Below are 21,846 nucleotides of genomic sequence, written 5' to 3' on the forward strand. Positions count from 1 at the left end.
GACCTCGCCCGGGCCCGGTGCCCGGTGGCGGAGACTCCTCCGCTGCCGGGCACGGACCGCGGGTCAGCGGAGGGTGGGGATCACGTCCCGCGTCTCGTCGGCCTCGACGCCCGTGGTCGTGCGGCGGCCGGGGGCGCCCGGGGGCGTCTCGTCCGCGCAGACGGTCCCGCGCGCGGGCAGCGCCAGGGTGGCGAGGTAGTCGTTGACGAGGGCGCTGACGCAGGCGCTCCGGTTGTAGCCGGTGTGTCCCTCGGCCGCGAAGGTCAGCAGGCGTCCGTTGTCCAGCGTCCGGGCGAGGGCGACGGCGTCCTGGTAGGGGGTGTCCGGGTCGCCGGTCGTGCCGAGGACGAGGATCGGCGCGGAGCCCGCCGCGCGGTAGGAGCCGTCGTAGCGGCTCGGACGCTCGGCCTGCCACTGGGCGCAGGTGGGCGCGTGGTTGTGGTCGTAGGTGGGCGGTCCCAGGCCGATGGGGGGTCCCAGCAGGGGCGCCGAGGCCGCGTGCGCGCTGACCAGCGCACCCAGGAGGAGGCGACCGGGCGGGTAGACGCGGTCGGCGCACTCGACGGCCGTGTTGACGTTGAGGAAGTCGAAGGAGCCGGGTGAGGGCGGGTTCAGCAGGAACGAGCCCTGGCGTGCCTGGGCCGCCCGCAGGGCCTCTCCCAGGTACGGCCAGATCTCCTTGCCCGAGTTGATGTTGAACATCAGGCGGTAGGCGAGGGTGTAGCCGGTGGCCGGCCGTCCGCTCGCGGTGATGACCGGGTCGGCGTCCAGGGCCCGCTTGAGCTGTTCGAAGGCCTGCCGGGGCTTGCCCTCCCCGAATCCGCAGGTGGTGGCGTTCTGCGCGCACCAGTCGAGGAACCGGCCGACCGCCCCGTCCAGGGCGGCGAACTGCGCCGCGTCGTAGGCGTACGGCACCTCGGAGTAGCGGTGCGGGTCGTAGGCGCCGTCCAGGACCATGGCGCGGACGCGGCGGGGGAACTGCGCGGCGTAGACGGTGCCCACGTAGCTGCCGAAGGAACGGCCGTAGAAGGTGAGCTGCTCCTCGCCGAGGGCCCGGCGCAGCAGGTCGATGTCCTTGGCGTTCGACCCGGTGCCGATGAACGGCAGGAGGCTTCCGGAGCGTTCCCGGCAGGCGTCGGCGAAGTCGCGGCCCTGCCGGACGGCTTCGCTCAGGGCTCCGGGGGCGGGCACGCCGCGTGCGGCGTCGACGGCGGCCGCGTACTCCTGGTCGTTCCAGCACTCCACCTGCCCGCTGCGTGCCACGCCGCGCATGTCGTACCCGACGACGTCGAAGGTGTCGCGGAGGGAGGCGGGGAGGGCCTCGTAGCTGTTACGGGCGAAGTCCACACCGGAGTTGCCGGGTCCGCCCGGGTGCAGCAGCAGGACGCCGGTGCGGTGGGCCGGGTCGGCCGCGAGCCGCCGGGTGACGGCGAGGGGGATCGTGGGTCCGGCGGGATCGCGGTGGTCCAGCGGTACCCGGGCGGTCGCGCACTCGAAACCGTCCCCCGGGGCGGCGCAGGGGCCCCAGGACAGGACGGGCACGGGCGGGGAGCCGGCGGTCGTCGCCGTGGCGGACCCGGGCGTGACGCCGAGGAGTGCCGTGACCGCGATCAGGACGAGGGTTATCCCCCACACCACGCGCTTGCGCGGGTCGTCGGTTGAACGGCTCTGCATACGGTGAACTCCCTCGGTGACGGGTCGGCAGGGGCAGCTCACGGGCAGGGGTGGCTCACGAGGTGGGGGGACGTGTGGGCGCCCGGGCTCGGCTGAGCGGCACGCACAGGTTGCCACCGGTGGGCCCGGCCCGGATAGACGGCGGGCCGTACGGGATCCGGAAGGGACCGCTCGGGTGGGGCGGTCAGCGGTCCCGTGCGGCCGGACGTGGTGAGGAGCCGTTGCTGACCGACTGGTAGACCTCCCTGGCCCGCTGACCGAGCCGGGGACCTGCCAGCCAGGTGTTGCCGTCCGGGCCGATGGAGGTGTTGCTGACCAGGGCGAGCGCGCCGGAAGGGTCGCGGGCGAACCACCCGCCGCCGGAGGCGCCGCCGTTCATGGTGCAGCCGATCCGGTAGAGGACGGGCTGGCCGCGCCTGACGGCCAGCCGTCCCGGGCGGTCCTGGCAGGAGAACATCCGCTCCCCGTCGAAGGGCTTCTCGGCGGGGTATCCCCAGACTCCCATCGCCGGGATCGTCGTCGCCGAGGCCGCCCCGAACCAGACGGGCGCCGCCCTGCCTATCGTCTCCTCCAGTGAGGCGCTGGTTCCCGAGCGCTTGACGTGCAGGACCGCGAAGTCGAAGGGGGAGCCTCCGCCTCCGCTGGGGGCGCCCTCGGCGATCCACTCCGGCGCGGTTTCCGCGCGGTCGGCCCACCACGTCCCGAAGGGGGCCACCGCGCCGAGGCCGGCTCGGGCGCGGGCCGCCCCCGTCAGTCCGTCGTTGTTGTACGACGGTACGAAGACGATGTTGCGGAACCACCGGCTCCCGGCCCCGCCGTGGACGCAGTGCCCGGCGGTCCACACCAGGCCGGAGCGGCCGGGGCGGGCGGGATCGCGCACGGCGGTGGCGGAGCACACGCTCGGCCCTTCGTTCGTGTCGAAGAAGAGCTTGCCCATGACGGCCGCGTTGTCGTGGTAGGCGGTCGCCTCCGGTTTCGCCGTGACCGGGGCGGGCTCGGGGTCGGTCACGTCCACGTCCGCGCCGAGATCGCCGGCCACCGGGCTGTCGGCGGAGACCGCCCCCGCCATCCGGTCGGGGGTCCACAGACCGGGGATGACCGGGTTGGTGAAGGCCGCCGGCAGCTGCGGGGCGGCGCAGCCGGAGAGGGCGACGGTCAGCGCGAGGGCGGCCAGCACGGCGGTGAGGAAGGCGGCACGGCGATGGAGCATGAGGTGACCCCCGTGGGGTGGTACGGCGCGGGCGGCCGTGGCTGCGAGGTGAGGCTCGGACTCTCTCCTAGCCACGCGGCTCCTGCGGGCCCTGTTCACCGCCGTACGGGCCGAGACACAACCGTGACATTCGGTCGGGCCCCGAGCCGGGCGCGAGACGCACGGCTCCAGCGGGCCTCCGACCGCCCTGCCGGACCGGCCCCGTAACCCGTTCGGCCGGGTACCGGCCGGCCGTATGCCGGGTTTCCCGGAGGCTCCGGGAAACGGCTGCCGGTTCGTCCCGATACCCGCCGGGCCGGCCGGGCCGGACGTAGCGTGGCCGTATGAGGACGCAGCCGGTCGAGGACAAGGGCCCGAGGGTGCCGCAGAGTTACCCGCCGAGGACGCCGCCGCCCCCGAAGCGGCCCGTGGAGCCGCCGAGGCCCCGGCCGAAGGCGCCGGGCGGCGACTCCCGGGGCTACGGCAACAGTTCGAGCGAGATGTGCGGGGACAGGGCGCGCAGGAGGGCGGGCGCGTCGAAAGCCGCGCCGGCGGAGACGACCCCGGTCGCCCTGGTCCGGCCCGTCAGGACGCGGTGGAGTGCTTCGACCGCGAGCGGCGCGCTGACGGCGTAGACGTCCCGGCCGCTCGCGGTCACGCGGTGTCGGGCGCCGGTTCCAGGGCCTTCTTGAGGTTGCGCAGGGTGGTGCGGATGTTGCCGCGCTGGAAGTCGGCGAAGGTGTGTCCCCGCGTCGCGACCCGGTCGAAGGCGCCGGCGACGAAGTCGGGCCACGAGCGCCGGTCGTCGGTCCAGGTCTCGGTCACCCTGGTGCCCCCGGGAACCGGCTCGAACCGGTACTCCCAGGTGGCGATGGGGCCGGGCACCCGCGGGCGCCGTACGCCGATGGCGTGCACCCGGAACCGGAACAAGCGGTCCGCCTCGACCGCCGTCACGGTGCAGCGCGTGGTCCAGCGGAAGGCGCCGCGCTTGTTCCGTCCGTCGAACACCGTCCCCACGCGCGTCTCACCGACGTCACCGTGGACGGTGGCGCCCAGGTTCTCCGGACTCCATTCGCCCATGCGGGCGGGATCGGCGACCTGCCGGAAGACTTCGTCGGGACGGACGTGGACGACGATGCTGTCGGACACCGTGAACGTACGAGGCATGGCACTCCCCTCCAGGCCGCCGACGCTACCGTCCCGGCACCCCCCACGGCTACCCATGGGTAACCTCGCGGTGAAAACTCGTTGCCGGCCCGGACCCGCCTCAGGCCCCGTCTCGCCGCCCGGCTCCCGCCGGACGGTCCTTCAGCGGAGCGATTCCCTCGGGGGGCGCTCGCGGAGGGCTCCGTACGCGAGGAAGTAGGCCGGGATCCGGTTCAGCCAGCGCGAGTCGGTGACGAGTTCCGTCATCCGCTTGGCCTTGCGGGGATCGCCGAACGCGGTCCGGCCGGCCAGCAGCGGTTCGATGACCTGGGTGTGGGCGAGGCGCTGGAGGCCCTGGGTCGCCACGGTGGTGGGCCAGCGCCGGTGCTGGACGCGGCGCACGTCGCGCAGGCCCACGGTGCTCGCGCGCAGCGGACGCACGAGGTGGCGGGCCGCGGCCACCGCGTCCTGCACGGCGAGGTTGATGCCGATCCCGAAGACGGGTGACATCGCGTGGGCCGCGTCACCGATGCACAGCAGCCCGGGACGGTGCCAGCGGCGCAGCCGGTCGAGCCGTACGTCGAGCAGTTTGACCTCGTCCCAGGAGGTGACGGCGCCGCTCCGGCCGGCCAGCCACGGGGCGGCGGCCGTGAAGCGGTCCATGAAGCGCTCCAGGCCCTCGGCGCGGCGCTCGGCGTCGGTCCCCTTCGGGATGAGCGCGGCGCACTGCCAGTAGTCGCCGCGGTCGATGAGCGCGGTGAAGAACCTGTCGCCCAGGGCGCCCACGAGGCCGCTGGGGTCGTCCTCGTGGCGCGGCAGGCGGAACCACCAGGCGTCCATGGGGCAGGGGAAGTGTTCCAGGCCGAGTTCGGGCAGGGCCCTGGCCAGTGAGCCGCGGCCGTCGCAGGCCACGGTCAGGTCGGCCCGGAGCTCGCCGGTGCCGCCGTCCGCGGTGCGGTAGCGGACGCCCGTGACCCGGCCGCGCTCGATGAGGAAGGAGGTCGCCTCGGTGTTCATGCGGAGGCGGAAGGACGGCTCCCGGCCCGCTTCGTCGGCGAGGAGGTCGAGCAGGTCCCACTGGGGGACCATCGCGATGTAGTTGTACTTGCCCGGCAGCGCCCCGATGTTGCCGACCATGACCAGGGAGCGGTCCGGCCCGATGGGCAGCTGCACGGAGGTCACCCGGCGCTGCGGCAGCCGGGCGAACCGTTCGGCCAGGCCGATCTCGTCGAGCAGCGACAGGGTGGAGGGGTGCACGGTGTCACCGCGGAAGTCGCGCAGGAAGTCGCCGTGCTTCTCCAGCACCGTCACCTCCACCCCGGCCCGCGCCAGCAGCAGTGCCAGCACCATTCCGGCCGGCCCGCCTCCCACCACGCAGCACGTCGTGCGCTCCACGGCAACGCTCCCTTCGCGGGGATCAGGTGAGCCCCAGAGGACGTATACCGCATTCGGGACGGCGCGGCCGGTAACGGCGACACCACGGCGCACCTCCCGCGCGCCCGGGTGACGCCGCCGTCGGCGCCCGCTTCCGCCGGTCAGGCGTCGACGGGGTGCCAGGCCGGGCCGTTCCCGTCCCGGCGGACGTGTCCGAACACGACGTCGGCGAAGTGGACGCCGAAGCCGACGGTGCCGGGCTCCGCCAGCTCGGCGACGAGGCGGTGGCGGTGAGCGGCCGTCAGGGCGGGGTCGTGGTCGAAGGCCGACGACCATGCGGGGTGGTCGGCCTGGATCGGCGAGTGCATGGCGTCGCCGAAGGCGATCAGGCGCCGTCCGCCGCCGGTGATGACGTACTCGGCGTGCCCGACGGTGTGGCCGGGGGTGATCCGTACGCGTACACCGGGGAAGACCTCCTGCCCGTCCGTGACCGTCCGTACACGCGGTGCGAGGGCCGCGACCTGTCCGCCCATGCCCTGGGCCTCCAGCAGGTCGCGGCGGTCCCACTCCTGCTCGGAGATCAGGTGGTCGGCGTGGGCGAACACGGGCCGGTCTTCGCCGGGGGCGGGGTGACAGGCCCAGCCGAGGTGGTCGGAGTGGAGGTGGGTGAAGGCCACCGCTTCGATGTCCTCGGGGCGGCGGCCCAGTTCGGCGAGGCCGCGCGGGAGGGCGCCTCCGTGGATCGCGGCGAGGGGGCCGTCCGGGGCCTGGAGGCCCTGCGGGCCGAAGCCCGCGTCGATGAGCAGGGCGCGGTCACCGCGCTCCACCAGCAGGGCGCCGACGCTGCCGACGAGGTGGCCGGCCGGGTCCAGGTACTGCGGGTGTGCGGCCCACACCTCGTCGGTGGTGTCCGGGAGCATCCGCAGCGGGCGCAGCCGCACGTCTCCGTCCGGTACGTACGACACCTTCGTGTCGCCCAGCCGTATCGAGCGGATTCCCGCCGGCCGGCTCAGTCGTTCGTCCCGCTCGACCGTCAAGTCAGCCATGGGTTCTCTCCTGTGAGTCGTCGTCAGGCCGTCGCGGTGCCTCCCGCGGCGACGAGCACCACCATAAGCATCAAGCTAGAATCATTCAAGCTAGAAATGTTTCACCTTGACGGAGTTGCTAGGGTGGTGGCATGACGACGCCCCCCGAACAGCAGGCCATCGCCGAGCGACAGCTGTGCGGTCTGGTGAACGGGCTCGCGCAGCGGATCGCCGAGCACGTACGGGAACGCGCCGCCACCCTCGGGCTGACGGCGCCGCAGGCGACCGCCCTGCGGGAGATGAGCGGACCGATGACCATGCGGGAGCTCGCCGAACGCATGAGCTGCGAACCCTCCAACACCACGTTCGTCATCGACAAGCTGGAGAAGCAGGGTCTCGTCGAACGCCATCCGCACCCCACCGACCGGCGCGCCAAGCACCTCGTCCTGACCGCCGAGGGGACCGCGCTGCGCGCACGTCTCCTCGGACTCCTCGCCGTGGACTCACCGCTCTCCGGGCTGAGCCCGCAGGAGCAGCGCGTCCTTCACGGTCTGCTGGAGCAGGCCGTCACCTCTCCGTGAGCCGGGGCCCGGGCCCGGGCCGGCAGGCGGCGCGCAGGTGATCCAGATAGGTGCCGGGACCGGCGTACACCTGGTCCTGGGCGCCGGAGCGGTGCAGTTCCATGCGCCCGTCCGGATGCAGGCGGACCGTGGTGGTGGCCGAGCGGGGCGGGGCGTCCGCGGCGTCGGGCGTGGTGCCGGGGAGCGTGGCGGGGTCGAGGACGGTGACGTGGCCGGGGAACACGGCCCGCGCCCCGGCCGCGCTGGACACCGGAGGGCGGCCCGTCCGGTTGGCACTGCTGACGTACAGGACGGGGTACGCGTCCAGTACCGGCCGGAGCGGGGCCCAGCGGGCGCCGAAGAGCAGGGTCCAGCCCTCGTGCGTGGCCGGAGCCAGCCAGTCGGGCGGGGTGTGGTCACGACGCAGCGGGGCCAGCAGCGTGACGCGTTCCCCGGTCAGCAGCCGGCGGGCCGTTTCGGCCGGCCCGGGGGCGAGGTCGAGCGCCCGCAGGACGCGGTCGGTCGTGTCGGGGTGGTGGGTCCACAGGGCGACGGGCTGACCGGCGGGGCGTCCCTTGGCCCGGTTCACCGCGTGCGGCGTGAGGGCGGTGACGACGTACGTCAGGGGTGCCGGATTGGGCAGCACCGCGGCCCGGCGCCGGGACAGGTTCGCGTGCGCGGCGTCGACGGTGTCGGTACGCGGAGCGGTCATCGCGGGGTCCGCGCGGAGGGGACGGTCAGGGCGGTGAGGTAGTCGGCGAATTCCCCTTCGTCGACCACGGCGTGTCCCTGGCCGTAGGCCCGTGATTTCACCCAGGTCGCCGCGGCGCGGGTCTGGTCGGGGTCGAGGTCGTGGCCGAGACGGGCCGCGACCGCGTTGATCACGCGGGCGCTCGCCAGATGCGTGAGGATCACCCGGGGCTCGATGCCGAGGAGTTCGAGCGGATCGTAGGGCTCGAACAGGCGGGGATGGACGAAGGGCGTACCGGTGGAAATGGTGCCGACGCCGTCCCCGACGACCGGGGTGGTCACGCCGAGCGGTGCGCCGGTCTCCGCGGCCACCATGCGGGCGAGGTCCGGCAGCAGGGTCAGGTCGGGAGCGGTCCACCAGGGGTCGCGGCCGTCACCGAGGAGGGCGCGGGTGCGTTCGGGGCGGTAGGCCAGCAGGAACAGGAGCTGTTCGGTGGCGACCATGCCGCTGCGTTCGGCGATGCCCAGCCAGGACGCGGAGTGCACGCGGATGCCCGCGCGCAGCGCCTGGAGGGTGTTGGCCAGCGCGAGGCCGAGGTCGTTGTGCAGGTGCGAGGCCAGGACGACGTCGTCGCCCGCGCGGCGGCGCACGGTGGTGAACAGGGACGCGGCGTCCTCGGGCAGCTGGTCGCCGACCGTGTCCGCCAGCACCACCACCCCGGCGCCGGCCTCCGTCAGGTGCGCCGCGTGCTCGCCCGTCAGCGCGTGGTCGGCGCGGGACGCGTCGGCCAGGCACACGTCGACCGCCACGGTGTCGTCCGTCTCCCTGGCCAGTGCGACCAGCGCGGCGCCCTTGGCCAGCGCCTGTTCGGCGGTGCCGTGGGTCATCACCCCCGCCATGGCCTCCGAGGCGGGCACGATCACCATGATCCGCGCGTGGGCGCCGCCCCGGACCGAGGCCAGGGCCTGGCGCACGTCACCGGCGGTGCCCCGGCACACCGCGGACACGCTCACCGCCCCCTCGGCCTCCACCGCCACGCGGCGGACCGCTTCGAACTCCTGCGGGCACACGGCGGGGAACCCGGCGGCGAACACCACGTGGCGGTGCCCGTTCCCGCCGAAGATCCGGCCCTGGGCGCGGGCCAGACGCACCCGGAAGTCAGCCGTCATCAGCGTCTTGGCCTGGGCCCCGTCACGTGGCGACTCCTCCCACAACACGAACCGCCCGGCCCGCGCCGACTCGCGCACCACATCAACCGCCACCGTCACACCCTCCGCTCACGGGGTGCGGACGGCCGGCCCGTCACGCCCCGGAAAAACGATCACCCGGAAGGGGTGTCGGCCACGGGCAGGGCGAGCCGATTCACCCGAACGGGTGGCCGGTCCTTCCCGGGCGGACGGGTCGGGGCGTACGGGTCCTACCGGTCGGGGCATACGGGTCGGGGCGTACGCGTCACCGGGGCGGCGTCCGGCAGAGGAGCAGGGTGACGAAGCCGAGCGTCCCGCGGTAGCCGTGGAGCCAAGCGTCGCGGTGGTCGTTCGCGGCCCGGAGGGCTTGGCCGCTGTCGGGGTGGCCGGGGTGTTCCAGGGCCCATCGGGACAGGGATCCGGTCCAGGACCACTCGTAGTCGTCCCATTCCCTAAGGGTGCTGACGTATCCGTGGAGCGGGGTCCAGCCCTGGTCCACGACGCGGTCGACGGTCGTGGCCAGGTCGTCGTGGTCCTCGGCGCGGAAGCCGAAGCCGAGGGTCTCCGGGCCGGGTTCGCGTTCCCAGAAGCACGTGCCGAGGAGGACGTGGCCGCCCGGGGCCAGGTGTCCGCGGGCGGCTTCGAGGGTGGGGGCCAGGCCGCCGAAGGCGTGGTCGGCCCCGATGCTGAGCACCAGGTCGTAGCGGTGCGGGGAGGTGAACCCGGTGGCGTCCTGTGCGTGGAACACGATCCGGTCGGCCAGCCCCGCTCCGGCGACGGCGCGCGTGGCGGTGGCTATGGTCTCGGCGTCGTGGTCGACCCCGTCGGCGCGCAGGCCGGGGTTCGCGGCGTGGGCGCGCACCAGCCAGCTTCCCGATCCGCATCCGAGGTCGAGGAGCCGGCCGGCGCCCGGCGCGAGGGCCCGCTCCAGGAGGGCCCGGACGGAGTCGTCGCTCAAGGGGGCGGCCACGGGGTGGTCGGCATGGGCGAGGGAGCTGATGCGTTGACGGTCCATGGCGGCATCCTGCCCTCCGCCCGCCGCACGGGTCTCCTGGTTATGGACGGGTCCCGGAGGGCCCGGGGTGCCGAGCGGCCGGGATCGCCTCGGCGTTCGGGGGCGTCCGCGGCGTCGGGCCGGGGGCTTGCGCGCCACCACCGGTCCGGATCGCCGCCAGGACCTCCTCGTGGAGCGCTGCCATACCGGCCTCCGGGAGGGGGACGGGGCTGCCGGTGAGGGTGTACCACTCCGCCGCCCCCGTGTACTGGACGGTCAGGGTGGCCCGGCCGGTGCCGTCGTCCTCCGTGGCGAGGGTCAGGTCGCCGGTGACGACACCGACCTCGTCGGTCATCGCACCGCCCGGCCCGGCCTTGACGAAGCCGACCAGGCGCACGCCCGTCGGCATGTACGGGGTACTGGACGGGTTCACCGGCGGCGTCCCGGGCCGACGCGCACCAGGCTGAGACGGACCAGGGGGAAGACCGCCGGAGCCGCACCTGCGGCGAGCAGGCGGCTGCGGTCGGCCCGCGCGGTTCGGGGTTGGTCGCTCATCGCTGTGTCTTCTCCCTGGTCTCGGCGGGGCCGGCCGCTCCACGACGGCCGCGGCCGACGGCGTTCCGTTCGAAGCCGCGTGTACCCAGGTTTCGGCAGGACATCCGCTGGTGCCGTGACCGGAAAGGTCCACCGGGTCGCGACACTAGTGACCCGGATCCTCGGCGGAGTCGAGACGCGCCGTGACCGGGGTGGCGGCGATGCCGTGCAGGAGGACCGAGAGCAAGACGGTGAACGTCACCACGGCCCAGAGTTCCCGTGCGGGAGCGGCGAAGTCCGCCTCGCCCAGGGCGTACGCCAGGTAGAAGAAGGATCCGATCCCCCGGATGCCGAAGACGGCGATCGCCGCCCGCTCCTTGCCGACGGCCCGGCCCCGGGCCAGGACCGCCCAGCCCACGGCCGGGCGGATCAGCAGGACGAGCAGTACGCCCAGAGCGGCCCCGCGCCAGGTCAGTGCTCCGAGGCCGCCGGTCGCGATGTAGCCGCCCAGGAGGAAGAGCACGACCGCCGTGAGCAGCCTCTCGATCTGGTCGGTGAAGGCGTGCATGACGCGGTGGTAGCGGTGGGCGCGTTCGGCGCCGCGGATCGTGCAGGCGGTGACGAACACGGCGAGGAACCCGTAGCCGTGCAGCAGTTCCGTCAGGCCGTAGGCGGTGAAGGTCGCGGCGAGGGCCACGAAGCCCTCGCGGTGTTCGGAGAGCCGCAGGGCCTTCCAGGCCGCCTGGAAGAACATCCAGCCGAGCAGCCTGCCCACGGCGACACCCACCAGCAGCCCCACCGTGCTGCGCACCAGTACGTCGCTCCAGGCCCAGTGCCACAGCCCTTGCGCGGACCAGCCGGTCGCGGAGGCCGCGGTGAGGGCGACGGCGGCCAGGACGAAGGGGAAGGCGAGGCCGTCGTTGAGTCCGGCTTCGCTGGTCAGCCCGAAGCGCACTTCGTCCTCGTCGTCGGCCTCGTCGGTCGGCTCGCCCACCCGTACTTCGGCGGCGAGGACCGGGTCCGTGGGGGCGAGGGCGGCGGCCACGAGGAGGGCGACGGCCGGCGGCCACCCGAGCAGCCATCCGGCGGCGGCCGCCGTCAGCAGGATGGTCAGCGGCATGGCCAGGCCCAGCAGCCGCCACGTCGTCGACCAGGCGCGCAGGCCGGGCGGCCTGTTGATGGCCAGGCCCGCGCCCATCAGGGCCACCACGACGCAGACCTCCGTGAGGTGCTCCACCACGCCCCGGTGCCGCACGGGGTCGAGTTCCGGGAGGGCGTCGAGCGGCAGCAGGAACACCAGGAAGCCCGCCGCCAGGAACACCATGGGCAGGGACAGCGGCCGTTTCGCCAGAGCCGTCGGCAGGACCGCCGCGCACAGGGCGCCCAGTCCCGCGCAGGCGTACACCATGTCGATCCCCGTCAGACCCAATCCGACCACCGTTCCCGTACGACGTCTCTCGCCGCGCGCCTACCCGATCTTGGCGCGGCCAGCCGGAATCGGCCCCGCCCCGCACCGCACCGGCCCGAGCCGCTCTTTCGGAGCAACCCGGCGACGGGCGGTGACATCGCCCCGCCGGGGCGGTAGCGGGGGCTCCCGGGCCGTCCGCACGCCTGCGCGCAGCCCTCCGACCGCTTGCCGCGGCGCCGGTCCGGGTGCGGTGTAGAGGTGGGCGCGGCCCTGGAGACCGCCGCGTGCCCGTACCCCACTGGAGGACGCACCGATGAGCACTGGCAACGGCTTCCCGACCGCCGAGCAGCTGATGGACCTGACCGTGTACGACAACGAGGGGGAGAAGATCGGAACCATCGGCCGGGTGTACCTCGACGACACGACGGACCGGCCCGAGTGGGTCACCGTCAAGACGGGCTGGTTCGGGATGAAGGAGTCGTTCGTCCCCCTCTCCGGTGCCCGCAGTGACGGGCAGGCCCTCCACGTCCCGCACACCAAGGACGTCGTGAAGGACGCCCCGCGGGTGGACGCCGGCCAGCACCTGGACGCCGGTGAGGAAGGGCGGCTCTACCAGCACTACGGGCTGAGCGCCGACCGGGGCAGCGGCGTCGGCAAGGTGCACCGCACCTCCGTCGACGTCCCGGGCATCGCCACCGGAACGTACGTCGACGACCGGGGCGAGGGACGCGGCAAGGAAAAGTGACTTTCCGCGGCGGCAGAGAGGCGGGCGGCGTGCTCATCGACCTTTCCGGGAAGACCGCTCTGGTCACCGGTTCCACCCAGGGCATCGGCGCCGCGATCGCTGCCGGACTGGCGGCGGCCGGCGCGCGGGTCGCCGTCAACGGCCGGAGCCGGGGTTCCGTCGACGCGGCCGTGGCACGGCTGGGCGCGGAGGGCGGCACCTTCCTCGGCGCGCCCGGCGACATCGCGACGCAGGAGGGCGCCGAGGCCGTCTTCGCCGCCGCCCCGGACGTCGACATCCTGGTCAACAGCCTCGGCGTCTTCGGCGCGCGGCCGGCCCTGGAGATCGACGACGCCGAGTGGCGCCGCTACTTCGACACGAACGTGCTCACGGCCGTCCGGATGATCCGGCACTACTTGCCGGGCATGGTCGAGCGCTCGTGGGGCCGCGTCCAGAACATCGCCAGCGACTCCGCCGTCGCGATCCCGGCCGAGATGATCCACTACGGCATGTCGAAGACCGCGCTCCTGGCCGTGTCCCGGGGCTTCGCCAAGGAGGCCGCCGGGACGGGGGTGACCGTGAACTCCGTCATCGCCGGACCCACGCACACCGGAGGCGTGGAGGACTTCGTGTACGAACTCGTGGACCGGGACCTGCCCTGGGACGAGGCGCAGCGCGCGTTCATGCGCGAGCACCGGCCCCAGTCCCTGCTCCAGCGGCTGATCGAGCCGGAGGAGATCGCGAACATGGTGGTGTACCTCAGCTCACCGCTCGCGTCCGCGACGACGGGCGGGGCGGTGCGGGTCGACGGCGGCTACGTCGACTCGATCCTCCCGTGAAGGGGCTTCGATAACCGGCGGGTTATCGGTCGGTGCGGGACTCGCCGTTGATCGCTCGAAGGGCTCCGTGGAGGCTGGTTCCCGGCCCGCGACGCCCCACGAAGGGCGTCTGAACCGCACGTTCGAGAACGGCCGGGGCGAATGTCGCCCCGGCCGTCACATTCGTGCGTCGCGGCGGGTCAGAGCAGTGGAACAGCACTGAAGCGCCCGTACGAGGGGGAAACCATGACCGGGTCGATTCCCGTCACCGGAGGCACCAGAGGCACCAGAGGCCCCCTGCCCGGCACCGCGGCCCGCCCGCCCGCCCGCCCGCCCGGCCGCTGCCGTGCCGTGCCCTGGGCTGACGTGCCCTGTGCTGACGTGCCCTGCCGTGCCCTGTGCTGCCGTGCCGTACCTCGTCCTGCCGATCTTCACCGTCCGAAAGAGCTCACGATGCGCGCCTTCGTCCGACTCCCGCTGACCGCCGCCGCCTTGGCGGCACTCCTGATCACCGCCGCCGCCCCCGCGCACACGGCCTCCGCATCCGCCTCCGCCTCCGCCTCCGCGGGAGCGCACCGGTGGACCGCCGGCTGGGCCACGGCCGTCCAGCGCCCCTCCCAGAGCTGGTACCCGACCTGGGCGGAGGCTGGCTTCGACCACCAGACCGTACGGCAGACCGTCCGGGTCGGCGCCGACGGCTCCGAGCTGCGGGTACGCCTGTCCAACGCCTTCGGCACGACCCCGCTGCGGCTGACCGGCGCCACCGTCGGCATATCGGCCGGGGGCGCCGCCGTCCGGCCCGGGACCGTCCGTACGCTGACCTTCGGCGGATCCGCCTCCCCTTCGGTCCGGCCCGGGGACCGGCCGGCCAGTGACCCGGTCCGGCTGCCGGTGAAGGCGGGCGACCGCCTCGCCGTCACCCTGTACTTCGACGGCCCCTCGGGACCGGCCACCTTCCACAACGTGGCCATGGAGGACACGTACCGGGCCGACGGCGACCACCGCGCGGACCTGGGCGCGGACGCGTTCGCGCAGAAGAGCGCGTCCTGGTACTTCCTCGAAGGCGTCGACGTGGCCGGCGCGCCGGCGGGCGCGCGGCGGGACACGGTCGTCACCTTCGGCGACTCGCTCACCGACGGCGCCGCTTCGACCACCGGGGCCGACAACCGCTACCCGGACCAGCTCTCCCGCCGGCTGGCCTCCGAGGGCCGGCAGCGCCCGGTCCTCAACGCGGGCATCGGCGGCAACCGGGTGCTGAGCGACTCCGCGTGCTTCGGTGAGAAGGCCACGACCCGGTTCCGGCACGACGTCCTCGGACAGATCCGGGTGGGCACCGTGATCGTGCTGGAGGGCACCAACGACATCCTCATGGGCGAGACCGCCGCGAACGCCTGCACCACCACGAACCGGCGGGTGACGGCCGCCGAGTTGATCGAGGGCCACCGTGCGCTGATCCGTGCGGCCCGCGCCCGGGGGATCACGGTCGTCGGGGCGACGCTCCCGCCCGGCAAGGGCCTGGAGAGCGGGATCCCCGCCCGGACGCGCGCCGCGCTGAACGAGTGGATCCGCACCGGTGGCGCGTACGACACCGTCGTGGACTTCGACCGCGTCCTCGCCGACCCGCTGAACCCCGGACGGCTGCTCCCGGCGTACGACAGCGGGGACGGCCTCCACCCCAACGACGCCGGGTACCGGGCGATGGCGGACGCCGTGGACCTGGACTCCCTGTAGCCGTCCCCTCCCGTACGCCACGCGCCCACCGACCGCCGGGCCGCCGGGCCGCCGACCGACCCCGCCCGGCCCTCCGACCCACCACCCCTCCGATCCACCGGCCGAAAGGACACCGCACCCGTGACCACACCCCCCGAGCACTACGACCGGCTGCTCGCCGAGCACTACACCTGGATGCTCGGCAGCGACATCCACGCGACCGCCCGGGACCAGGCCGAACTCCTCCGCGGACTGGGCGTACTGCCCGACGCCCACGGCGACAGCGCCCTCGACCTCGGCTCCGGTCCCGGCCCGCAGACCCTGGCCCTGGCGCACCTCGGCTTCTCCTCCGTGACCGCCGTGGACACCAGCCGGGCCCTGCTCGACGAACTGGCCGGACACGCCGCGACCGCCGGCGTCGCGGACGCCGTGCACACCGTGCACGCGGACCTCGTCGAAGCGCTCCCCCGCGTGACCGGACCCGCCACGGCCGCCGCGATCGTGTGCATGGGCGACACCCTCACCCACCTGCCGGGCACGGCGGACGTCCGCGCCCTGCTGAACGGGGCGGCGCGCGCCCTGCGCCCCGGCGGACACCTCGTCGTGACCTACCGCGACCTCACCGGGGAGCTGCGCGGCGCCGACCGGTTCCTCCCCGTACGCTCCGCCGAGGACCGACTGCTGACCTGCTTCCTGGAGTACGTCGACGAGGACACGGTCCTGGTCCACGACCTGCTCCACACCCGCTCGGAGGGGGAATGGCACTTCCGGGCCGGCAGCTACCCCAAGCTTCGGCTGGCCGCGGACTGGCTGGCCGAGGAGACCCGGCGCGCCGGTCTGGAGGTCCGGCACGCCGCCGTGGGCCCCCGGGGCATGCGGGTGCTCCACGCGGTCAGGCCCGCCGGGGCCGCGGACCCTATGCTGCGGGGATGATCAAGCCGATTGAACTCGTCATATTCGACTGCGACGGCGTGCTGGTCGACAGCGAACGCATCGCCGTCCGCGTCCAGGTCGCCCTCGGCGCGGAGTTGGGCTGGCCGCTCACCGTGGACGAGGTCATCGACCGGTTCATCGGGCGGTCGAACGCCTCCGTGCACGAGCAGGTCGCCGTCCGGCTCGGCGAGGAAACGGCCGCGACCTGGCAGGAACGGTTCGACCGGCTCCACCGCGAGGCCGTGGACGCCGGGCTCGCCCCCGTCGAGGGACTGCCCGAGGCACTCGACGCGATCACCCTGCCGACGTGCGTGGCCTCCAGCGGCTCACACGACAAGATGCGGCACACCCTGGGCCGCACCGGCCTCTACGAACGCTTCGCGGGCCGCATCCACAGCGCCACCGAGGTCGCCCGCGGCAAGCCCGCCCCCGACCTGTTCCTCCACGCCGCCCGGAAGATGGGAGTCGACCCCGCGGCGTGCGCGGTGGTCGAGGACAGCCGGCCCGGCGTGGAGGCTGCCCGCGCCGCGGGCATGCGCGCCTTCGGCTACGCCGGCGGGCTGACCCCCGCGGAACGGCTCGAAGGACCGGGCACCGTCGTCTTCCACGACATGCGCAAGCTGCCCGTGCTGCTCGGCGAACGGTGAGCGGCCCGCACCGGCCGCCCGCGCGCACCTCGCCGTCCTCTTCCTGAGGCCCCTCCCGCGTACCCTCGTCAGGTGCCAGCCTCCCGCCTCCACCGCGTCGCCGTCCTCGTCCTCGAAGGCGCGAAGCCGCTCGACGTGGGCATCCCCGCGCAGGTGTTCACGACCCGGGCGAGCATGCCGTACGAGGTGCGGGTCTGCGGTGCGGCGCCCGGGCTCGTGGCCGGCGGCGACGGCCTGTCGTACCACGTGACCCACGGGCTGGAGGCGCTCGCGTGGGCCGACATCGTCTTCGTCCCCGGCTACCGCTTCCCCGACCGCGACGACCCGCCCCGGGCCGTCCTCGACGCGCTGATCGCCGCCCACGACCGGGGCGCGCGACTCGCCGCCATCTCGACGGGCGCGTTCGCGCTCGCCGCGACGGGCCTGCTCGACGGCAAACGCGCCACGACCCACTGGCACTACGCCCGGGCCCTCGCGGCGAGGCATCCGCTGGTCCGGCTCGACGAGAACGTCCTGTTCGTCGACGAGGGCAGCGTCCTCACGTCGGCCGGCGCCGCCTCCGGCATCGACCTGTGCCTGCACATCCTGCGCGGCGACCTCGGCGTGTCCGCCTCCAACCACGCCGCCCGGCGGCTGGTCGCGGCGCCCTACCGCAGCGGCGGCCAGGCGCAGTACGTGCCGCGCAGCGTGCCCGAGCCGCTCGGCGAACGGTTCGCCGCCACCCGCGAGTGGGCGCTGCACCGGCTCGGCGAACCCCTCACCCTCGAAGCGCTCGCCCGGCACGCCGGGGTCTCGGCCCGCACGTTCTCGCGGCGCTTCGCCGAGGACACCGGGTACACCCCGATGCAGTGGGTCATGCGGGCCCGGATCGACATGGCCCGCGAACTGCTCGAACGCTCGCAGCGCGGCGTGGAGCAGATCGCCGCCGACGTCGGCCTCGGCACCGGCGCGAACCTGCGGACGCACTTCCAGCACATCCTCGGCACCACCCCGACCGAGTACCGGCGCACCTTCACGCAGGGCGAGTAGCCCGTTTGGCGAGATCCTTTTGAACCGTGGCGATCACGCCGCTGTCGCGGGCGGGCGCCGGGCGCGAACCTGGTGGCGAACGAAAGGGACATCGCTCATGACTCGCATCGCCATCAACGGTTTCGGCCGCATCGGACGCAACGTGCTCCGCGCCCTCCTCGAGCGTGACAGCGACCTCGAGGTCGTCGCCGTCAACGACCTCACGGAGCCCGCCACCCTCGCTCGGCTGCTCGCCTACGACACCACCTCCGGCCGGCTCGGCCGTCCGGTGACCGTCGACGGGGACGTCCTCGTCGTCGACGGGCACCGCATCAAGGTGCTCGCCGAGCGGGAGCCGGCGCAGCTGCCCTGGGCCGAGCTCGGCGTCGACATCGTCCTGGAGGCGACCGGCCGGTTCACCTCGGCCGAGGCCGCCCGCGCCCACGTCAAGGCCGGTGCGCGGAAGGTACTCGTCAGTGCGCCGTCCGACGGCGCCGACGTCACGCTCGCGTTCGGGGTCAACTCCGACTCCTACGACCCGGCCCTGCACACGATCGTCTCGAACGCCTCGTGCACGACCAACGCGCTCGCGCCGCTGGCCGCCGTACTCGACGACCTCGCCGGCATCGAGCACGGCTTCATGACGACGGTGCACGCCTACACGCAGGAGCAGAACCTGCAGGACGGCCCGCACCGCGACGCCCGTCGCGCCCGCGCGGCCGCCGTCAACATCGTGCCGACCTCGACGGGTGCGGCCAAGGCGATCGGCCTCGTGCTGCCCAACCTCGCGGGCAAGCTGTCGGGCGACTCGATCCGCGTCCCGGTCCCGGTGGGTTCGATCGTCGAACTGAACACGACCGTCGCCCGCGACGTGACCCGCGAGCAGGTCCTGGAGGCCTACCGCACCGCGGCGGAGGGTCCGCTGGCCGGAGTCCTCGAGTACTCGGACGACCCGCTGGTGTCCTCGGACATCACCGGCAACCCCGCCTCGTCGATCTTCGACTCGGAGCTCACCCGCGTCGAAGGCCGTCACGTCAAGGTGGTCGCCTGGTACGACAACGAGTGGGGCTTCTCGAACCGGGTGATCGACACCCTCACGCTGCTCGCCACCCGCTGAACCGACCGCACCCCCTCCGCGTGAAACCCTGGCCGGCCCGGACGACGGGCCGGCCAGAGCGCTTGGGGCGCGACCGGCTCAGAGGTTGTCCCACAGCCTGCGCCAGAAGTTGGCGCGTACGTCGCTGATCCAGTGGCCGGTGTCGCAGTGGAGCTTGCGCACCACCGGGAAGCGCTGCGGTACGGGGCGCCCGCACCACTGGCACGGCTTCGTGCGCCGGGCGGGCGAGCCCGGCGCCCCCGCGGGGTTCGTCTCGGTCATGGCCCCAGTGAACAGCCCGCCCGCGCGCGGTACCACGGTGTCCGTACTCAGCCCCCGTGCGCTTGCTACTCAGACCTGCCCGCCGGGGCCCCGGCCGGCTGTCCGGCGGCTACGCGAGCGCGGTGCGGCTACGCGAGCGCGGTGTACGTGGCCTCGGTGAACTCCGTGACCTCGGTGAAACCGAGCCTGCGGTAGAGACCGATGGCGGTCGCGTTGTCGGCGCGCACGTTCAGTCCGATGTGGTCCGTGGTCCGGCTCAGCTGCCGGCACAGGGCGGCGACGCACGCCCCGCCCGCGCCCTGCCCGCGCACCTCGGGGTCCGTGGCGACGTTCCCGATCGCGGCGACCCGGTAGGCGGGCGAGTAGACGTGCACGCCCGCGACGGCGACGAGCCGCCCGTCGCGCCGGGCGCCCACGTACTGGCCGGTGTCGAGCATCCGGTGGTCGAACCAGTTCCCCGGGTACGCCCGCTCGAACAGCTCCAGCAGCTCCGGCAGGTCGGTCCGGTCCAGGGGGGCGGGCCGCCACGGGCCGTCCGGGTGGGCCGCGGCGAGGCCGGGGTCGGTGAGGGCCATGCGCAGCAGGGTGCCGTGCCGCTGGACCGCGTACGCGGACTCCAGCACCTTGTCGACCGCCCCGGTCAGGTGGCCGAAGAACCGCCGGGGCAGGACGGGCAGCAGCGCCTCGGCCAGTTCCTCCAGGGCGGCGGCGTCGCCGGGGCGGGAGAAGGCGAGCACGGTCGGGATGTCTCCGACCGCGTACAGCAGCGCGACCGGGCCGTCGTCGGTCGCCGTGTACCAACTGGTGTGCGGCCACAACAGGTCGTCGAGGTCGCCGAGCTCCATCAGGTGCATCGCCGGGTCCCGCCCGAAGCGGTCGGCGAGGGCGGTTCGGTCGTGAAGGCTGCGCAGGGTCACCCGCCCACCCTACGGCGCCGCCCCGATCCGCCCTGGCCGGGGTCCCGCCGCAGCTCGCGCGTGCTGCGGCGGCGCCTCGAGCAGCTCTTTCAATTCCCCCCGCGAGCCCTCCCGCCCGATACCTCCCGAAAGGCACGTCCGGCCGCCTGGAGGGCGAACTCGCGCCTCGCGCAGGGGGGATAGACCGACAGCGCCGCAATCCACCAGTCGGCCGCACAGCCGCCTTGGAGGGGCGGTGACCCATGGAGGAAACCCCGGCCGCAAATAGAATGGAGCGGACGGACACCCCGGCGCCGGGGTGTCCGTCCATGACCGCGTCCGGCCCCGTTCCGCACGTCGCGCCGGCACCCCCTGTCCACAAGACGCTCCCTGCGGGAGCGCGGCTTGTGCTGCCCTGAAGGAGTCCTCCGTGGCCGATCCCGGCAACCCGACCGAGCCCACCGCCGTCTCCGTTCCCCTCCCCCTCCCCCGCGCCGGCGGCGGCCCGGCGCCGCAACCGTCCTACGACGGCCGTTCCATCAGCGTGCTCGACGGGCTCGACGCCGTCCGCACCAGGCCGGGCATGTACATCGGATCGACGGGCGAACGCGGCCTGCACCACCTGGTGCAGGAGGTGGTGGACAACTCCGTGGACGAGGCGCTGGCCGGCGTCGCCGACACGATCGCCGTGACGCTGCTCGCCGACGGCGGGGTCAGGGTCGCCGACAACGGCCGGGGCATCCCCGTCGACATCGTCGCCTCCGAGGGAAAGCCGGCGCTGGAGGTCGTGCTGACCGTGCTGCACGCGGGCGGCAAGTTCGGCGGCGGCGGGTACGCCGTCTCCGGCGGACTGCACGGCGTCGGCCTCTCGGTCGTCAACGCCCTGTCCACGAAGGTGTCCGCCGAGGTGCGCAAGGACGGTTACCGGTGGAGCCAGGACTTCAAGGCCGGCGTACCCACCGCCGCGCTCGCCCGGCACGAGGCGACCACCGCGACGGGCACCACCATCACCTTCTGGGCCGACAATAGCGTCTTCGAGACCACCCGCTACTCCTTCGAGACCCTCTCCCGGCGCTTCCGGGAAGTCGCCTTCCTCAACAAGGGCCTGACCGTCTCGCTGACCGACGAGCGGGCCGCCGCGGGACCCGCCACCGCCGGATCCGCGGACGACGACACGGACCACCCGGCCCGGACGGTGACCTACCGCTACGAGGGGGGCATCGCCGACTTCGTCACCTACCTCAGCGCCCGCAAGGGCGAGTCCGTCCACCCCACCGTGATCTCCATCGGCGCGTCCGACCCGGAGCGGACGCTGTCCGCGGACATCGCGATGCAGTGGAACACCGGTTACAGCGAAGGCGTCTACTCCTTCGCCAACGCCATCCGCACCCATGACGGCGGCACGCACGAGGAGGGGTTCCGCACCGCCCTGACCGCTCTGGTCAACAAGTACGCGCGCGACAAGAAGCTGCTGCGCGAGAAGGACGACAACCTCGCGGGCGAGGACATCCGCGAGGGTCTGACGGCGATCATCTCGGTCAAGCTGGGCGAGCCCCAGTTCGAGGGCCAGACGAAGACCAAGCTGGGCAACACGGAGGCCAAGTCCTTCGTCCAGCGCGTGACCTACGAGCACCTGTCCGACTGGTTCGACCGGAGCCCCCACGAGGCCGCGGAGATCGTCCGCAAGGCGACGGCCGCGGCGACGGCGCGCGTCGCGGCCCGCAAGGCCCGTGACCTCACCCGCCGCAAGGGTCTGCTGGAGAGCGCCTCGCTGCCGGGCAAGCTGTCCGACTGCCAGTCGAACGACCCGACGAAGTGCGAGATCTTCATCGTCGAGGGCGACTCGGCCGGCGGCTCCGCGAAGTCCGGCCGCAACCCGATGTACCAGGCCATCCTGCCGATCCGCGGCAAGATCCTGAACGTCGAGAAGGCCCGGATCGACAAGATCCT

20 protein-coding genes and 3 pseudogenes are annotated in these 21,846 nt (G+C 73.6%); 9 read left to right on the forward strand and 14 right to left on the reverse strand.

Going from position 1 to position 21,846, the window contains the following annotated elements; genetic code table 11:
- Positions 1-63: 63 nt before the first annotated feature.
- The 6 genes and pseudogenes from ABZZ17_RS34695 to ABZZ17_RS34720 form a co-directional block, all read right to left on the reverse strand.
- Positions 64-1,674 carry an alpha/beta hydrolase gene (locus tag ABZZ17_RS34695; protein WP_356882352.1) on the reverse strand — a complete coding sequence of 537 codons (1,611 nt, stop codon included), beginning with the start codon at positions 1,672-1,674 and terminating at the stop codon, positions 64-66.
- A 184-nt stretch (positions 1,675-1,858) separates the two neighbouring features.
- Positions 1,859-2,884 (reverse strand): hypothetical protein, encoded by a 1,026-nt coding sequence (locus tag ABZZ17_RS34700; protein ID WP_356882354.1) that lies wholly within the window; start codon positions 2,882-2,884, stop codon positions 1,859-1,861.
- A gap of 457 nt (positions 2,885-3,341) precedes the next feature.
- A pseudogene (locus tag ABZZ17_RS34705) lies at positions 3,342-3,515 on the reverse strand (saccharopine dehydrogenase); the annotation flags it as partial.
- 2 nt (positions 3,516-3,517) lie between these two features.
- Entirely contained in the window at positions 3,518-4,030 is a 513-nt protein-coding gene (locus ABZZ17_RS34710) for an SRPBCC family protein (protein ID WP_356882356.1), read from the reverse strand.
- Between the two features lie 141 nt (positions 4,031-4,171).
- Positions 4,172-5,404 (reverse strand): FAD-dependent oxidoreductase, encoded by a 1,233-nt coding sequence (locus tag ABZZ17_RS34715; protein WP_356882358.1) that lies wholly within the window; start codon positions 5,402-5,404, stop codon positions 4,172-4,174.
- Positions 5,405-5,544: 140 nt separating this feature from the next.
- Positions 5,545-6,429, reverse strand: a complete 885-nt coding sequence (locus ABZZ17_RS34720; protein WP_356882360.1) for an MBL fold metallo-hydrolase — start codon at positions 6,427-6,429, stop codon at positions 5,545-5,547.
- A gap of 131 nt (positions 6,430-6,560) precedes the next feature.
- Here ABZZ17_RS34720 and ABZZ17_RS34725 point away from each other — a divergent pair, with 131 nt between their 5' ends.
- The gene (locus ABZZ17_RS34725; RefSeq protein ID WP_356882362.1) at positions 6,561-6,989 is read left to right on the forward strand and encodes a MarR family transcriptional regulator; all 429 of its coding nucleotides are present in this window, start codon (positions 6,561-6,563) and stop codon (positions 6,987-6,989) included.
- Here the strand turns inward: ABZZ17_RS34725 and ABZZ17_RS34730 are convergent.
- From ABZZ17_RS34730 to ABZZ17_RS34755, 6 genes and pseudogenes are all read right to left on the reverse strand, one after another.
- On the reverse strand, positions 6,976-7,680 hold the full coding sequence (locus tag ABZZ17_RS34730; protein ID WP_356882364.1) for a hypothetical protein: 705 nt from the start codon (positions 7,678-7,680) through the stop codon (positions 6,976-6,978). The two genes, ABZZ17_RS34725 and ABZZ17_RS34730, sit on opposite strands and share 14 nt — an antisense overlap.
- Positions 7,677-8,921 (reverse strand): 2-isopropylmalate synthase, encoded by a 1,245-nt coding sequence (locus ABZZ17_RS34735; RefSeq protein WP_356882366.1) that lies wholly within the window; start codon positions 8,919-8,921, stop codon positions 7,677-7,679. Before ABZZ17_RS34735 ends, ABZZ17_RS34730 begins: the two co-directional genes overlap by 4 nt.
- Before the next feature lie 190 nt (positions 8,922-9,111).
- A complete protein-coding gene (locus ABZZ17_RS34740; protein WP_356882368.1) occupies positions 9,112-9,861 on the reverse strand; it encodes a class I SAM-dependent methyltransferase in 750 nt (249 codons plus the stop codon).
- A 121-nt stretch (positions 9,862-9,982) separates the two neighbouring features.
- Positions 9,983-10,249, reverse strand: a pseudogene (locus ABZZ17_RS34745) (hypothetical protein); the annotation flags it as partial.
- A 20-nt stretch (positions 10,250-10,269) separates the two neighbouring features.
- Positions 10,270-10,395, reverse strand: a complete 126-nt coding sequence (locus ABZZ17_RS34750; RefSeq protein ID WP_356882370.1) for a hypothetical protein — start codon at positions 10,393-10,395, stop codon at positions 10,270-10,272.
- 145 nt (positions 10,396-10,540) lie between these two features.
- Positions 10,541-11,782 carry a cation:proton antiporter gene (locus ABZZ17_RS34755; protein ID WP_356882392.1) on the reverse strand — a complete coding sequence of 414 codons (1,242 nt, stop codon included), beginning with the start codon at positions 11,780-11,782 and terminating at the stop codon, positions 10,541-10,543.
- 313 nt (positions 11,783-12,095) lie between these two features.
- Between ABZZ17_RS34755 and ABZZ17_RS34760 the strand changes: the two are divergent.
- The 7 genes and pseudogenes from ABZZ17_RS34760 to gap all read left to right on the forward strand — a co-directional run.
- Positions 12,096-12,428: pseudogene (locus ABZZ17_RS34760) on the forward strand (PRC-barrel domain-containing protein); the annotation flags it as partial.
- A 128-nt stretch (positions 12,429-12,556) separates the two neighbouring features.
- On the forward strand, positions 12,557-13,345 hold the full coding sequence (locus ABZZ17_RS34765; protein WP_356882372.1) for an SDR family oxidoreductase: 789 nt from the start codon (positions 12,557-12,559) through the stop codon (positions 13,343-13,345).
- A gap of 432 nt (positions 13,346-13,777) precedes the next feature.
- Positions 13,778-15,055 (forward strand): SGNH/GDSL hydrolase family protein, encoded by a 1,278-nt coding sequence (locus tag ABZZ17_RS34770; RefSeq protein ID WP_356882374.1) that lies wholly within the window; start codon positions 13,778-13,780, stop codon positions 15,053-15,055.
- 120 nt (positions 15,056-15,175) lie between these two features.
- Complete coding sequence (locus ABZZ17_RS34775; RefSeq protein WP_356882376.1) at positions 15,176-15,967, forward strand: class I SAM-dependent methyltransferase; 792 nt, start codon at positions 15,176-15,178, stop codon at positions 15,965-15,967.
- Entirely contained in the window at positions 15,964-16,614 is a 651-nt protein-coding gene (locus ABZZ17_RS34780) for an HAD family hydrolase (RefSeq protein WP_356882378.1), read from the forward strand. The genes ABZZ17_RS34775 and ABZZ17_RS34780 overlap by 4 nt, the downstream gene beginning before the upstream one ends.
- Before the next feature lie 72 nt (positions 16,615-16,686).
- The gene (locus ABZZ17_RS34785) at positions 16,687-17,643 is read left to right on the forward strand and encodes a helix-turn-helix domain-containing protein (protein ID WP_356882380.1); all 957 of its coding nucleotides are present in this window, start codon (positions 16,687-16,689) and stop codon (positions 17,641-17,643) included.
- Positions 17,644-17,740: 97 nt separating this feature from the next.
- The gene (gene gap / locus ABZZ17_RS34790; protein WP_356882382.1) at positions 17,741-18,739 is read left to right on the forward strand and encodes a type I glyceraldehyde-3-phosphate dehydrogenase; all 999 of its coding nucleotides are present in this window, start codon (positions 17,741-17,743) and stop codon (positions 18,737-18,739) included.
- Between the two features lie 78 nt (positions 18,740-18,817).
- On the opposite strand, the gene ABZZ17_RS34795 is transcribed toward gap, so the two are convergent.
- On the reverse strand, positions 18,818-19,000 hold the full coding sequence (locus ABZZ17_RS34795) for a hypothetical protein (protein WP_356882384.1): 183 nt from the start codon (positions 18,998-19,000) through the stop codon (positions 18,818-18,820).
- Positions 19,001-19,128: 128 nt separating this feature from the next.
- Positions 19,129-19,917: a GNAT family N-acetyltransferase gene (locus ABZZ17_RS34800; RefSeq protein WP_356882386.1), complete on the reverse strand. Its 789-nt coding sequence runs from the start codon at positions 19,915-19,917 to the stop codon at positions 19,129-19,131.
- A 409-nt stretch (positions 19,918-20,326) separates the two neighbouring features.
- Here ABZZ17_RS34800 and ABZZ17_RS34805 point away from each other — a divergent pair.
- Positions 20,327-21,846 (forward strand): ATP-binding protein (locus ABZZ17_RS34805; protein WP_356882388.1); only part of this gene is annotated, 1,520 nt, incomplete at its 3' end.

Origin of the sequence: Streptomyces sp. NPDC006512, assembly GCF_040611935.1 — a bacterium.
In the GTDB taxonomy this organism is placed as follows: Bacteria; Actinomycetota; Actinomycetes; order Streptomycetales; family Streptomycetaceae; genus Streptomyces.

What these genes read in the sequence shown, in the direction of transcription:
- ABZZ17_RS34695 (WP_356882352.1), bottom strand. Translation starts at nt 1,674, where the DNA reads ATGCAGAGCCGTTCAACCGACGACCCGCGCAAGCGCGTGGTGTGGGGG.
- ABZZ17_RS34700 (WP_356882354.1), bottom strand. Translation starts at nt 2,884, where the DNA reads ATGCTCCATCGCCGTGCCGCCTTCCTCACCGCCGTGCTGGCCGCCCTC.
- ABZZ17_RS34710 (WP_356882356.1), bottom strand. Translation starts at nt 4,030, where the DNA reads ATGCCTCGTACGTTCACGGTGTCCGACAGCATCGTCGTCCACGTCCGT.
- ABZZ17_RS34720 (WP_356882360.1), bottom strand. Translation starts at nt 6,429, where the DNA reads ATGGCTGACTTGACGGTCGAGCGGGACGAACGACTGAGCCGGCCGGCG.
- ABZZ17_RS34725 (WP_356882362.1), top strand. Translation starts at nt 6,561, where the DNA reads ATGACGACGCCCCCCGAACAGCAGGCCATCGCCGAGCGACAGCTGTGC.
- ABZZ17_RS34730 (WP_356882364.1), bottom strand. Translation starts at nt 7,680, where the DNA reads ATGACCGCTCCGCGTACCGACACCGTCGACGCCGCGCACGCGAACCTG.
- ABZZ17_RS34740 (WP_356882368.1), bottom strand. Translation starts at nt 9,861, where the DNA reads ATGGACCGTCAACGCATCAGCTCCCTCGCCCATGCCGACCACCCCGTG.
- ABZZ17_RS34750 (WP_356882370.1), bottom strand. Translation starts at nt 10,395, where the DNA reads ATGAGCGACCAACCCCGAACCGCGCGGGCCGACCGCAGCCGCCTGCTC.
- ABZZ17_RS34755 (WP_356882392.1), bottom strand. Translation starts at nt 11,782, where the DNA reads ATGGTGTACGCCTGCGCGGGACTGGGCGCCCTGTGCGCGGCGGTCCTG.
- ABZZ17_RS34770 (WP_356882374.1), top strand. Translation starts at nt 13,778, where the DNA reads ATGCGCGCCTTCGTCCGACTCCCGCTGACCGCCGCCGCCTTGGCGGCA.
- ABZZ17_RS34780 (WP_356882378.1), top strand. Translation starts at nt 15,964, where the DNA reads ATGATCAAGCCGATTGAACTCGTCATATTCGACTGCGACGGCGTGCTG.
- gap (WP_356882382.1), top strand. Translation starts at nt 17,741, where the DNA reads ATGACTCGCATCGCCATCAACGGTTTCGGCCGCATCGGACGCAACGTG.
- ABZZ17_RS34795 (WP_356882384.1), bottom strand. Translation starts at nt 19,000, where the DNA reads ATGACCGAGACGAACCCCGCGGGGGCGCCGGGCTCGCCCGCCCGGCGC.